The organism is Aquimarina sp. AWH4_224, assembly GCF_056160245.1.
Genome location: NZ_JBSWWU010000011.1, coordinates 1 through 12359 on the forward strand (window position 1 = coordinate 1; position 12359 = coordinate 12359).

The window sequence follows — 12359 nt, forward strand, 5'->3', positions numbered from 1 at the left end:
CAATATATTTAAATATTTGACAGTTTTTATAATATTTTTATATCTTTAACCCTTTAACTAATTAAAATTAAGAATCAGCGCAATGAAAAGATTATTTTCTATTCTGGCAATCACAGCAGTAATGGCTTTTGGAAATTTACAGGCGTCAACTGCACCTGCCCAGTTATTAACGACTAATGTGCAATTATTAATTGCTCCTATAACATCGACAACAGTACAAGAAGATGCTTCTGCTACTACTGAAGAGTTAACATTTCACCAAAACCTTAAAAAACGTTTTATAGAGGGTGGACCTGAATTTATGGGTATCGTACTTTTATGTTTGATCCTAGGTCTTGCGATTGCAATCGAAAGAATTATCTTTTTAAATCTTTCTACAACCAACACTAAGAAATTACAACAAAGAGTTGAAGACGCTTTAAATAGTGGTGGTGTTGAAGCAGCTAAAGAAGAGTGTAGAAACACTAAAGGACCTGTTGCTTCTATCTACTATCAAGGACTTGACAGAGCTGATGAAAGCATAGACGCTGCTGAGAAAGCTGTTGTAGCTTACGGTGGTGTTCAAATGGGACAATTAGAGAAGAACGTATCTTGGATATCTTTATTTATCGCTCTTGCTCCGATGCTTGGGTTCATGGGTACGGTAATTGGTATGATTCAGGCATTCGATAAAATTGAAGCGGCTGGAGACATGCAGCCTTCTCTTGTAGCAGGTGGTATTAAAGTAGCACTTTTGACTACAGTATTTGGTCTTATCGTAGCGATTATCCTTCAGATTTTCTACAACTACATCGTAGCAAAAATTGATAGAATCGTTAACGATATGGAAGATGCATCGATTACTTTAATCGATATGTTAGTAGCTTACAAGAACAAAAAGTAATTACTAAGCATACGGTAAAGTAGGGATTTTCCCTGCTAGTAAAGTCTTTTTGAAGACGATTTCAAAAATGACATTCATTAGTTAATCAGAGTGCAATTGCATTCCAAATAAAATATAGACACATGAAACTTTCTAAAATATTATCATATGTTGTGCTAGGAGTAGGTATCTTAGGAGCGATCCTTTGGTATGTTATGAGTAGCTCAATCAGTGATTTGATGGATCAGAATGGTGTTTCTGAAGCAAGAGAACTTCCATTAGATGTTGCCGAGTCTTCAGTAAGTCCATTGTATAGCCTTACTTTGATTATCTTCATAGTAACTATCGTGGCTACATTATTCACTGTAATTTCAACATTACTAAAGAACCCTTCAGGTCTTAAAAATACAGCAATAGGTGTTGTAGCTTTCCTTATTGTAGTGGGTATCGGTTTTGCTATGGCAAACGGAGTAGAGACCCCGCTTAAAGATGGTGACGTACTTTCTGCTAGTGGATCTAAATGGGTAGGAACTGGATTATATGCATTTTATGTTCTAGCTGCCGTAGCAGTAGGATTAATGTTTTTCTCTGGTATTAAAAAATTAATAGGTAAATAGTATGGCAAGAAGAGCAGCACCAGAAGTAAATGCGGGATCTATGGCAGATATCGCTTTCTTACTTCTTATATTCTTCCTGGTTACAACGACTATCGAAACAGATAGTGGTATTAGCCGTAAGCTTCCTCCTCCACAGGACGAAGAAGTACCACCTCCAATCTTGAAGGAAAAAAATATTTTTGTGGTTGAATTAAACAAAAATAATGACCTTCTTGTAGAGGAAACTCCAATGGAGTTGCAGGATCTTCGTGAAGCTGCCATTAAGTTTTTAGATAATGGTGGTGGAGCAGGAGAAGATGCCTGTAATTACTGTCAAGGATCAAAAGATCCAGCTTCGTCGGATAACCCAACAAAAGCTGTAATCTCTCTGCGTAATAACAGGGAAACAAATTATGAAACGTATATTGCTGTACAAAATGAATTGGTAGCAGCATATACTACGTTACGTAATCGTGAAGCACAGCGTTTGTTTGGAAAAACATTCGTACAGATGGAAAAAGAGCTCAAAGACGTAAATTACACAGGTAATAAGGAATCTCTAAAGGAAGATATCAAGAAAATACAGTTCTTGTTCCCAGAAAAACTTTCTGAGGCAGAACCAAAGAAATAAGTAATAACAAAAAAAGAATTCTTATGTCTAAGTTTAAGAAGAAAAAGAGTGGTGACTTACCGGCTATATCAACAGCCTCGTTACCTGATATTGTATTTATGTTATTATTTTTCTTTATGGTTGCAACCGTAATGCGTCAAAATACGTTGATGATCGAAAATAGATTGCCAACGGCAGACCAAATCGAGAAATTAGATAAAAAAGATTTGGTGATGTATATCTACGCAGGAAAGCCGAGTTCTAGGTATCAAGCTAGCGCTGGTAGCACAGCTAGAATTCAGCTTAATGATAAGTTTGCAGATGTAAGCGATATCAAAGCGTTTATTTTGGCCGAGAGAGCATCCAAAAGAGAAGAATTAGTTCCTTTCCTTACCACAGCCTTAAAAGTTGATGGTGCGACCAATATGGGTCTTGTAGGAGATATCAAAAAGGAATTAAGAGACGTACAAGCGTTGAAAATCAATTATACCACCAGAACTGGAAGTGCAATGGATAACCTTCAGTAAAGTGATATAAAAGAAGATAATCTTATACATATAAAAAATCCCGTCTTTTAGACGGGATTTTTTTGTGTTATTATTTCCGTTTTAGAGTTTATTACCTGAAAAATGGCATGAGAATTGTGCCATAATTTGTATTACTATGATCTAAATATGTAATCACTAGCCAATATCTAACCTTCCAAAAATAGATATTGAATATTTGGTAAAAGGTTGTAGTGCGTAGAAACACTTCTTCATTTCTTCTACATCATTCATGTCTTATCGGATCATGGTCTGTTACTGTTGTAAGTAATTATTAATTAAATATATGTATTATGGTAAACAGAACCGCACCAATGGTAAATGCAGGATCTATGGCGGATATTGCATTTTTATTACTCATCTTTTTTTTGGTTTCGACGACTATCGACACGGATAAGGGGATTAATCGGAAACTTCCTCCTTTGCTAGATGAACCTGTAATTGCTGACATCAAAGAGCGGAATTTATTCAGGGTTGAGATCAATCAACAAAATGAACTTTTGGTAGAAGGGGAGTTGATGAAGATTGATCAACTTAAATCGGCAACCATTGCTTTTTTGGATAATGGAGGGGGATCTGCCAATCAGGGCTGTGATTATTGTTTAGGGAGTAAAGATCCTTTGTCTTCGGAAAACCCTGGAAAAGCGATTGTGTCATTGGTAAATAGTAGGGAAACCAACTATCAGACATATATCACTGTACAAAATGAACTGATGGCAGCGTACAATGAGTTGCGCAATAGAGTGTCAACCAAGTTGTATGGGGTTTCTTTTTTGGCTATGGAAGAAAGTTTGAAAGACCCAAATTATGTTGGAAGTAGGGAGGAGTTAAAGGAGAGGATCCGAAATATTCAATCCTTATACCCAGAAAAGTTATCTGAAGCCGAACCAAGACATTAGTACTCACCCTAAACTCAAGTAAAATGAATACGTTTAAAAATAAAAAGAATCAAAAATTACCTGAAATTTCTACGGCTTCATTGCCAGACATTGTGTTTATGTTGTTATTTTTCTTTATGGTCGCCACGGTGATGCGGGAGGATGCATTGATGATAGAAAATCGATTGCCGTATGCAGATCAAGTAGAACGGTTAGAGAACAAAAACCTAGTAATGTCTATATATGCAGGTAAACCTAGTTCTAGATACATTTATGTGGGTAATGAAGCAAAGATTCAGTTGAATGATAAATTTGCTAGTTTACAAGAAATCAAATCATTTGTATTATCGGAGCGTGCCGGTAAACGTGATGCCGAGATTCCTTTTTTGATCACTGCCCTTAAGATTGACAAAGACACCAAAATGGGGTTAGTAGGTGATATTAAAAAGGAATTAAGAGCTGTTAATGCTTTAAAGATTAATTATACCACTCGAAATGGAGATGTGGCTAGCAATAGTCAATAAAGACGTTTTTTAGTAGTTATAGGTTTGTGTAGGGCCTTGTCATCTGATGAGGTCCTATGTAAACCTTTTTAGTTTTTTGTTATGTTTATGCCGTTTCTAATAGAAATAGATTTATTTTAGTGTTCTATATGAAGAGACTACTGTTATTTATTAGTTGTTGTTTTTTTATTAATCCGCTAGTGTGTCAAACAGTTCCAGAACTGGATACAGAGGCTGAGGCGGCGATAGTTGTGGATTCCCTCTATCGTGAAGATCAGTTTTATGTTGGATTTACCTATAATTTAATCCTTAACCGCCCTACTGATGTTAGTCAATCTGGATTTTCTGGAGGGTTTCAGCTTGGGTTTATACGAGACATGCCAATCAACAAAAGACGTAATGTAGCTTTTGGAGTAGGTTTGGGATATTCTTTGAACGTTTTTAATCACAATTTGTTGATTGATGAAAATGAAGCTACGGGGAAATCGGTTTTTAGTAGTCTGAAAGGAATTGATTTTAATGCCAATAGGTTTGCTACACATCTGTTTGAAGCGCCTATCGAATTTAGATGGAGAACCTCTGTTCCTGAAAGTCATAAGTTTTATAGAATTTATACAGGACTCAGAATTGGTTATATGTACTATTTTAGGTCGAGGTTTGAAGATGAAACACGAGAAGTAAAGCTTACCAATATTGAAGAACTGAACCCGTGGAGAATCGGAGCTACATTTACCTTTGGATGGAACACCTTCAACTTTCATTTCTACTATAGCCTTAATCCTCTTTTTGACGATAGTGCTCAAATTGATGGCGAAAAAGTGAATATTAATACCGCAAGGGTAGGGCTGATGTTTTATATTTTATAACCAGAAGTTGATTAAAGTAAGTTGAGGGATCACTCCCATTAACAAGCCCAAAACAAGTTCCAAACCAGTATGCGCTTTATGGTGTAGTCTGGAGCTGGCAACAACTCCATTTGCAATCATCAAACCAGCAATAAGAAGGGTGAGGTTCATCTCAAAGTGAATACTGAGCGCAATGGTAAACATTGTAATCCCACTGATCCCGATCATGTGCAGACTAGCCTTTATATTGAAAAGTGCCATAAAAATTGCACTTAAGGTAGATAGCAATATGCCCAAGAAAAAAAAGTATAGTTCTGGGTATCGATACACATCAATAACCATTTTGATCACTACAATCAGCAAGATGGATTGTAATAGCAGGGGGATTTTACGTTGTTTTACGTTTTCTAAATGAATAGAGCTAATCGTGCCCAGACTTTTTAAAAAGAAGAATAAAACAACTGGAATAAGAATTGTAAGTACCGTTAATCCAAAAATTTTGGTTTGGATAATTTCCTCTGGGATGAACCTTGGAGCAGCGGCAAAATATATAAGTGCACCTATAAGGGGCATTAATAAAGGGTGTAGTATGTAAGAAGCAATTCTTAAAAAAAAGTTCATTAAATCTTCTTTCTTAACCTCGCTACAGGAATCTCTAATTGTTCCCTGTATTTAGCAACGGTCCTTCTAGCGATAGGATATCCCTTTTCTTTAAGGATTTGAGCCAGTTTCTCATCGGTTAACGGCTTTTTCTTGTCCTCATCGCCAATAGTTATTTCCAAAATTTTCTTAATCTCTCGTGTAGAAACTTCTTCACCTTGATCGTTGGTCATGGATTCAGAAAAGAACTCCTTGATTAATTTAGTTCCATAAGGAGTATCTACATATTTGCTATTTGCAACCCGAGATACTGTACTGACGTCCATCCCGATCTCATCAGCTATGTCTTTTAGGATCATAGGCTTTAGATTTCGTTCGTCTCCACTAAGGAAATAACTTTTTTGATAGTGCATTATTGCACTCATAGTAATAAAAAGTGTTTGTTGTCTCTGTTTAACCGCCTCGATAAACCATTTTGCAGCATCTAATTTTTGTTTGATAAAGAGCACCGCATCTTTCTGAGACTTTGACTTTTCCTTACTCGCTTTGTATCCCTGAAGCATATTATTGTATTCTCTGGATACATGTAATTCGGGAGCATTTCGTCCATTAAGAGTAAGTTCTAACTCTCCATCAACGATTCTAATGGTAAAATCAGGCACAACATGCTCAATAATGCGATTATTACCTGCATAGGCTCCACCAGGCTTTGGATTTAGGTGTTCTATCTCTTCGATAGCTTCTTTTAATTGCTCTTCGGTAACATCAAACTTTGCGATGAGTTTGTCGTAATGTTTTTTACTGAAATGATCAAAGGCCTTTTTAAGTATTTGCGAGGCTAATTTAATAGGTATAGTAGTTTCTTTCCTATCCAATTGCAACCATAAACATTCTTGTAAATTACGAGCGCCCACCCCAGCAGGGTCTAGTTGATGAACTACATCAAGAACACTTTCTATTTTTTCTTCTGTTGTATATACATTTTGTGTAAAAGCCAAATCATCCAAAATATCAGAAATCGATCTGCGGATATATCCACTTTCATCAACGCTACCTACCAAGAACTCTGCGATCTGACGTTCTTCTTCATCTAGTCGATAGGTATTTAATTGATTGACCAGATGTTGATGAAACGTGGTGCCTGATGCATAAGGAACGCTTTTTTCTTCATCATCAGAGCTGTAGTTATTAGAACTTAATCGATAGCTAGGGATTTCGTCATCGCTCAGGTATTCATCAACATTAATCTCGGTCTCGATTTTATCGTTACCAAAGTCATCTACATCATTTTCATTGCTAAACGTATCTTCGAATTCGTCTGATTTTTCTTTTCCGCTATCCAAAGCGGGATTCTCTTCCATCTCTTGTTTTAAACGCTGTTCAAAGGCTTGAGTAGGAAGCTGAATCAATTTCATCAACTGGATTTGTTGAGGCGAAAGTTTTTGAGAAAGCTTAAAGTTTAATTGTTGTTTTAGCATAAAATGATCAATGTTCTTCTACTCACAAAAATAAACAAAAAACACTGTTTTTATCGAAGTATAAGATGGTTAGTTTGTTTAAAAAATGCCAAAAAATCTTAATTATAGATATATAATTAAGATTTTCTTTCTTTGCCTTGATCAATAAACGGGCCAAAAACGATTTTAATATGTAGGAATGCGTTTTTTAATACGAACAACTACAGGGTAGAACTGCGGTTTATGGTACAAATAATTTGTTTTTAATGGCATAGATCACCAGACCAGTACGGTTCTTTAGATTTAATTTTTCAAAAATAGAATCCCGATATCCTTCAATAGTTTTTGGGCTCAAACACATATCGCTTGCTATTTCTTTGTAGGTCTTTTCTGTACAAGCATGTTTGATGAATTCTAATTCACGATCTTTTAGTGATACTTTATTGTCTTCTTTTGGGTTAAGCGAACCCAATAATAGATTGGTTACATCTTTAGTGTGATAAAACCCTGTTTCTTGTACTTGTATCAAAGCGTTCTCAAGAATGCTTTTTTCTGTATCTTTTAATAGATATCCTTTGGCACCTGCTCGTAGCATTTTTAAAATCGTATTTTCATCTTCTTCTACAGATAATGCCAGCACCTTTACTTCTGGATATTCTTCTTTGAGCGCTGCTGTTGTTTCAATGCCATTCATGATAGGCATATTGATGTCCATAAGTACTACATCCGGAATGTTTTTGGGATCCTTAAATCGGGTAAGTAGCTCTTTCCCGTTTTTACAGATATATAAGATCTTAAATTTGTCAAATCCATTTACCAAACCCGATAAGGCTTGGGATAACAAGATGTGGTCCTCTACAATAACTACCGAATACTTCATAACTCCCTGTTCTTTTTAATTTGTGTGAATTTTTTTACTTAATGTGATTAGTCGTTTTCATCGACGGCTGAAGGTAAGCTTTTTTTATCATAATGATAGGTTAAAGTAATGGATGTCCCTACTCCTTCCTCAGAATCAAGCGTTACTTCGGCGTCGATTAGTTTTCCTCTGTTTTGAATGTTACATAATCCAATCCCTTGTTGGGTGTTGGAATCATTGATGTTAAAGCCAACTCCGTTATCCTTGGCATGGATAACTAGTTTCTCTTCATCATAGTTTACGTTTACATCTAGTGTAGAGGCTTTGGAGTGTTTTATAGTGTTGGTAAAAAACTCCTGCAATATCCTGAAGATGATAATTTCTGCCTTGCCGTCAAGGCTTCGTACTTCAGTATTACTGCTCAGGGTAGCCTTTATAAATTGCAATCGGTTAAAACGTTCAATCTCCAGGTTAATAGCTTCGGTTAAGCTTAAGCTTTTTATCGCATCTGGATTAATCAGTTTTGACAACGATCTGAGTTCAGTTAAACTCTTGGTAATAGTATCAGTAACTTCCTGCAGTTTATTGGGGTCATCCTGTGCAATATTTACCTGTATTTTGGCCAGCGTGAGTAGCTGGCCAATATTATCATGCAATTCCCAGCTGATATTACGCAAGGTTTCTTCGCGTATCTCAATCTGAGTTTCAGCAATTGCAGTTTCAAACTTTTTTTCAGCTTCTTTTTGTTGCAGTAATAAAATGTTTTTCCTTTTTTGGAAAATAATGAAAAGGAAAATCATAATCGTAATGATAACAATCAATACGATACTTGCAATTAATATAGCTGTTTCTTGTCGCTCCATATAAAGCCAATAATAAAACAGATATTCATTATTATAGTCAAAAAGACACCTAATAAAAAAGATACTGTAGCATCGGTTATATCCGAATAATAATTTCTTAGAATTCTAAAAGGAATATTGCCTATATGATATAACAATAAACCTATGCTAATCCAAAAAAGTAAATTTTTTCTAACATTTAGTACTTTTTCCGAATTGAGAATTTCTATGAAATATAAGAAAATGGTTACTACTAAGAAACTTGAAGCAGCTATATATGGAATAATTTGTAACTCATAAATATAATTCTGATAGAAACCATTTATGACCAAAAGAATAATATAAGTTATTAAAAAAGTATGCACTACTCTTTTATTCTTTTTGATCATCAAGTAATTTCTAAACAAGGTAAGAAAGTATATAAAGCTTATTATATAATACAAGTTGTATAATAAATCCCCCCATTCTATCTCAAGATATCTCTTCAAATATAATCCAACTACAATTTCATTTATAGCAGTATACCACAAATACAGAATAAAATGTTTCAGTTTGGTTCCTTTATATTTTTTATAATACAAGGTTCCGATTACGGCTGTTATTAATTCTGCTAAAATTGTTGCATACATTATGATTATTAGATGTTCTCTTTCCACTATTTAAGTTTAGTTGTTTTGATGAAATTATGGATAGCTTCCAATATCATTCGCAATGGTACTTTGGTTTTCTTGAATTCCCATAAAAGCTGAAAAGAAGCCTGCGGTTTGTATTTGTTGCATCATCTGAGGATCTAATGATCCCTGTTCTCCATATCCTATTTGGTCTAGTACGTCTTCTAGAAATACTAATTCTTGTCTACCGTCATTATTTCTATCTGCAAAAGTGTATCCTCTATGCAGATTATCACTTCCTAATAAGGTTGTGGGTGCAATAAAAAAGGTGTTTCTTCTTGGGTCTGGTATTGGTTTTCCGTCTACAAATTTTTCAGCATCTGGATAATTTCCTAAGTAAAGGCGGTAACCAGTAATATCTATTGAGTCTGGCGTTACCCATTTTACATAGGAGATATATTCATCCAAAAAATCCTTACTTAAATAAAAAGACCTTGAAGGAACAAAGTTTGAAATGGGCTTTCTGTCACTAGGACATAGTTTGTCTAATAGGCTGTCTCGTCTGCTTTCAAAAGTTTTTATCACACAAGCACGATTTTTAGAATAGCTTCCGTACAATTGAACAGCGTCCTTGAATGAAATAATTTCTTCCGGTTGAGTTGGATCCGGTGTTATCACTGGCCCGGGTTCTCTAGTGCAGTAATAAGTGATTAGTGCAGCAATGATGGCTACAATGGGGTATCCAATAAAATTAGTTCTGTTTTTCATTTTATGGGTTATTAGATGTTTGTGAATTCTAAAAGTACTATTATTCTATAGGATTCAAAAAAAGATATAAAATTTTGTTAAGAGCAGATGGTTGTAACCTGTTGTAAATTAAGTGTTTTGGCAGGTTTTTGAAATGGTTTTCTAGAAGAATAGTCTATCAAATAAAGGGGTAAAAACCCCTATAGAAAAAAGGGGTTCCACTCTTTTAAAAAATAGATACCCCCTTGCCATTTACACCCTATTTATCATCAATGAGGTTGCGAAAAAATAAGGGAGATTTTCTTAAAATATCTTTGCAAACCTTTTCGTAAAGAATTGCACGCTAAATATGCACTAAAATTTTCGCCGTATTGATTCCTAAAATTTTCGGTTTAAAAAATACTTTTCATAAAAAATATGGTGCAATAATAGAAATGCTTTAAATCCAATTTTTGGGATTTAATTTTAAGTTAAAAGCCAGGTGATTCGAAAACGTTCTTGGTGAAAAAAATGTTAAATACGTCTATGCCAGTTGCGGTTGTATGCTCGACCGATCTACCTTGAAGATAACAATAGGTCGGCCACTAAACTTTTCGAAAAGTTAAAAACAAAAACCACAACCATCTAATCACGTATTTATTATGAGAAAAATGTATTTCGTATTTGCAATAGTACTAGGGCTGTACTCTTGTAATACAGACACGGATCAATTAGAAGTAGATAATGAATCTATAGAACTTGCTGCAAAAAACAGTTCAGATAATGTAAAATTACTTAGAGCCTGGACTTCAAATAGCAGTAGCCCTGTGCTACGTAGATATGTAAGACGCTTTGTTGTAAAAGTAAAAAACCTGGCATTTCAGAAACAAGTATCAATACATCATTCTACCTTCAACGGAGGTTGGGAGGATATTCCGTTAACCTTTCTGCAAAGTATAGGTGATGATGAAGAAATCTGGGTAGGAGAAGTAGAACCTGATACAGAGATCTATAACGATGAGTTTGTTGTGAAGTACTCGGTAAATGGAGAAACGTATTGGGATAACAACAATGGCGCTAACTACAGTATGCTTGTTAATATGGGGACTTTTTTGGCACCAGAAGTTGAAGTTTCTGTAGATCAGTATTACACTAGGTTTTTTGGTGGATCATTTAATGTAAATGTAGATGCCAGAAGAAATTACGGCACTGCAGGATCTGTAGAAGTGGTTTATACCACCGATGGGTGGTTAACTACCCAGACAGCAGCTTTGAGTTACCAAAGGTATTTTAGAGTGGGGTATGCGCACTATATCCAAAGTCCTAATCAATTTGATATAGATAAATGGGAAACCACGGTTCGAGTAGATCAAGAAGAGGTAAATGCAATCGAGTATGCAGTCGTTTACAGAGTTGGGGACCAGGAATATTGGGACAACAACTATGGGAGTAATTACGTCATTCAAAAAGTGACTTACTAAATCAAAATCAATACAACTTTATATCGCGTTTCTATACCTAATATAGAAAGGTGAGACTCGCAATACGCAAAACAATTAATTAATAAACTTTTAAAACCAACTAAGAATGAAAAAGCTGTTTTATTTGGCAATAGCATTATTAATCTTTTCGTGTAACACAGAAGAAGAGCTGATCGAAAATCAAAGAAGTACTGATTTGATCAATATTAGCGAAAAGAGTTTAAACCCGGTAAGTTTAGTAAAGTCCTGGACGACTTTTGGGACGTATCGAGGGTTTTCTAGCTACACAAGAAAATTTACAGTGCAAGTTTCTGATTTAGCCTTTGATAAATCGGTAAGTATTTTTCATGAGAAACTAGATGGATCTTGGGAGGAAATCCCACTATCTTACAGTTTTGATATTAATGAAGACGAAGAGATCTGGATTGGAAATCAAACAACATCATCACAAATTTATGCAGATGAATTTGTAGTGAAATACGAAGTAGATGGTCAGGTCTATTGGGATAATAATAATGGAGCCAATTACAAGATGTCGGTAAGAGATGGATATTTTTTGGCTAATCCGGACTCCAATATCAGTGTGGATACTGATTTTGATAGTATTTTCTACTCGTCTTTTTATGATCAAAACCAATTGAATGTTACCGTAGATGTTAGGAACTTGTCACCAGCCAAAGAGGTTATCGTGGTGTATACTACCGATGGATGGCAGACACAAAATGAGTTTTCACTATCATATCGTCCATTTTGGAATAGTGGACCTTTTATTTCGGTAACAAGTCCAAATCAATTTGGGATAGAGCGCTGGTCTGGATTTGTTCGCTTTGATAGTACTATTAACTCAGTAGAATATGCTGTGTTGTATAGAGTAAATGGTCAAGAGTATTGGGATAACAACTATGGAAAAAACCATCTAGTCATTAGAAGAGTGAATGGGTAGG

At 35.2% G+C, this 12359-nt stretch carries 15 protein-coding genes; 9 read left to right on the top strand and 6 right to left on the bottom strand.

Features of this window, described 5'->3' with window-relative positions; translation table 11 throughout:
* Nucleotides 1-82 precede the first annotated feature (82 nt).
* The 7 genes from ACXAGJ_RS19600 to ACXAGJ_RS19630 all read left to right on the top strand — a co-directional run bounded on the left by ACXAGJ_RS19600 (nucleotide 83) and on the right by ACXAGJ_RS19630 (nucleotide 4860).
* Nucleotides 83-883 (top strand): MotA/TolQ/ExbB proton channel family protein, encoded by an 801-nt coding sequence (locus ACXAGJ_RS19600; RefSeq protein ID WP_073315703.1) that lies wholly within the window; start codon nucleotides 83-85, stop codon nucleotides 881-883.
* 122 nt (nucleotides 884-1005) lie between these two features.
* Entirely contained in the window at nucleotides 1006-1479 is a 474-nt protein-coding gene (locus tag ACXAGJ_RS19605; RefSeq protein WP_073315702.1) for a hypothetical protein, read from the top strand.
* 1 nt (nucleotide 1480) lies between these two features.
* Entirely contained in the window at nucleotides 1481-2089 is a 609-nt protein-coding gene (locus ACXAGJ_RS19610) for an ExbD/TolR family protein (RefSeq protein WP_474842205.1), read from the top strand.
* A gap of 23 nt (nucleotides 2090-2112) precedes the next feature.
* On the top strand, nucleotides 2113-2595 hold the full coding sequence (locus ACXAGJ_RS19615) for an ExbD/TolR family protein (RefSeq protein WP_073315700.1): 483 nt from the start codon (nucleotides 2113-2115) through the stop codon (nucleotides 2593-2595).
* Between the two features lie 311 nt (nucleotides 2596-2906).
* A complete protein-coding gene (locus tag ACXAGJ_RS19620) occupies nucleotides 2907-3512 on the top strand; it encodes an ExbD/TolR family protein (RefSeq protein WP_474842208.1) in 606 nt (201 codons plus the stop codon).
* 23 nt (nucleotides 3513-3535) lie between these two features.
* Complete coding sequence (locus tag ACXAGJ_RS19625) at nucleotides 3536-4015, top strand: ExbD/TolR family protein (RefSeq protein ID WP_474842210.1); 480 nt, start codon at nucleotides 3536-3538, stop codon at nucleotides 4013-4015.
* Between the two features lie 179 nt (nucleotides 4016-4194).
* Nucleotides 4195-4860 carry a porin family protein gene (locus ACXAGJ_RS19630; RefSeq protein ID WP_474842212.1) on the top strand — a complete coding sequence of 222 codons (666 nt, stop codon included), beginning with the start codon at nucleotides 4195-4197 and terminating at the stop codon, nucleotides 4858-4860.
* Here ACXAGJ_RS19630 and ACXAGJ_RS19635 read toward each other — a convergent pair.
* The 6 genes from ACXAGJ_RS19635 to ACXAGJ_RS19660 form a co-directional block, all read right to left on the bottom strand.
* Complete coding sequence (locus tag ACXAGJ_RS19635) at nucleotides 4855-5460, bottom strand: hypothetical protein (protein ID WP_073315696.1); 606 nt, start codon at nucleotides 5458-5460, stop codon at nucleotides 4855-4857. The two genes, ACXAGJ_RS19630 and ACXAGJ_RS19635, sit on opposite strands and share 6 nt — an antisense overlap.
* Entirely contained in the window at nucleotides 5460-6917 is a 1458-nt protein-coding gene (gene rpoN, locus ACXAGJ_RS19640; protein WP_474842215.1) for an RNA polymerase factor sigma-54, read from the bottom strand. The genes ACXAGJ_RS19635 and rpoN overlap by 1 nt, the downstream gene beginning before the upstream one ends.
* A gap of 220 nt (nucleotides 6918-7137) precedes the next feature.
* Nucleotides 7138-7776, bottom strand: coding sequence for a response regulator (locus ACXAGJ_RS19645; RefSeq protein WP_474842217.1), 639 nt, complete (start codon nucleotides 7774-7776; stop codon nucleotides 7138-7140).
* Nucleotides 7777-7823: 47 nt separating this feature from the next.
* On the bottom strand, nucleotides 7824-8618 hold the full coding sequence (locus tag ACXAGJ_RS19650; protein ID WP_474842219.1) for a sensor histidine kinase: 795 nt from the start codon (nucleotides 8616-8618) through the stop codon (nucleotides 7824-7826).
* Nucleotides 8591-9226, bottom strand: coding sequence for a hypothetical protein (locus tag ACXAGJ_RS19655; RefSeq protein ID WP_474842221.1), 636 nt, complete (start codon nucleotides 9224-9226; stop codon nucleotides 8591-8593). The genes ACXAGJ_RS19650 and ACXAGJ_RS19655 overlap by 28 nt, the downstream gene beginning before the upstream one ends.
* Nucleotides 9227-9280: 54 nt before the next feature.
* Complete coding sequence (locus ACXAGJ_RS19660; RefSeq protein WP_073315691.1) at nucleotides 9281-9976, bottom strand: hypothetical protein; 696 nt, start codon at nucleotides 9974-9976, stop codon at nucleotides 9281-9283.
* A 620-nt stretch (nucleotides 9977-10596) separates the two neighbouring features.
* Between ACXAGJ_RS19660 and ACXAGJ_RS19665 the strand changes: the two genes are divergently transcribed.
* Both ACXAGJ_RS19665 and ACXAGJ_RS19670 read left to right on the top strand, forming a co-directional pair.
* Entirely contained in the window at nucleotides 10597-11415 is an 819-nt protein-coding gene (locus ACXAGJ_RS19665) for a hypothetical protein (RefSeq protein WP_474842223.1), read from the top strand.
* A gap of 106 nt (nucleotides 11416-11521) precedes the next feature.
* On the top strand, nucleotides 11522-12358 hold the full coding sequence (locus tag ACXAGJ_RS19670; RefSeq protein ID WP_474842224.1) for a hypothetical protein: 837 nt from the start codon (nucleotides 11522-11524) through the stop codon (nucleotides 12356-12358).
* The last annotated feature ends 1 nt before the right edge of the window (nucleotide 12359 follow it).

Coding starts and splice junctions, on each gene's coding strand:
- ACXAGJ_RS19600 (WP_073315703.1), top strand. CDS start 83: ATGAAAAGATTATTTTCTATTCTGGCAATCACAGCAGTAATGGCTTTT.
- ACXAGJ_RS19605 (WP_073315702.1), top strand. CDS start 1,006: ATGAAACTTTCTAAAATATTATCATATGTTGTGCTAGGAGTAGGTATC.
- ACXAGJ_RS19610 (WP_474842205.1), top strand. CDS start 1,481: ATGGCAAGAAGAGCAGCACCAGAAGTAAATGCGGGATCTATGGCAGAT.
- ACXAGJ_RS19615 (WP_073315700.1), top strand. CDS start 2,113: ATGTCTAAGTTTAAGAAGAAAAAGAGTGGTGACTTACCGGCTATATCA.
- ACXAGJ_RS19620 (WP_474842208.1), top strand. CDS start 2,907: ATGGTAAACAGAACCGCACCAATGGTAAATGCAGGATCTATGGCGGAT.
- ACXAGJ_RS19625 (WP_474842210.1), top strand. CDS start 3,536: ATGAATACGTTTAAAAATAAAAAGAATCAAAAATTACCTGAAATTTCT.
- ACXAGJ_RS19635 (WP_073315696.1), bottom strand. CDS start 5,460: ATGAACTTTTTTTTAAGAATTGCTTCTTACATACTACACCCTTTATTA.
- rpoN (WP_474842215.1), bottom strand. CDS start 6,917: ATGCTAAAACAACAATTAAACTTTAAGCTTTCTCAAAAACTTTCGCCT.
- ACXAGJ_RS19645 (WP_474842217.1), bottom strand. CDS start 7,776: ATGAAGTATTCGGTAGTTATTGTAGAGGACCACATCTTGTTATCCCAA.
- ACXAGJ_RS19650 (WP_474842219.1), bottom strand. CDS start 8,618: ATGGAGCGACAAGAAACAGCTATATTAATTGCAAGTATCGTATTGATT.
- ACXAGJ_RS19655 (WP_474842221.1), bottom strand. CDS start 9,226: ATGTATGCAACAATTTTAGCAGAATTAATAACAGCCGTAATCGGAACC.
- ACXAGJ_RS19660 (WP_073315691.1), bottom strand. CDS start 9,976: ATGAAAAACAGAACTAATTTTATTGGATACCCCATTGTAGCCATCATT.
- ACXAGJ_RS19665 (WP_474842223.1), top strand. CDS start 10,597: ATGAGAAAAATGTATTTCGTATTTGCAATAGTACTAGGGCTGTACTCT.
- ACXAGJ_RS19670 (WP_474842224.1), top strand. CDS start 11,522: ATGAAAAAGCTGTTTTATTTGGCAATAGCATTATTAATCTTTTCGTGT.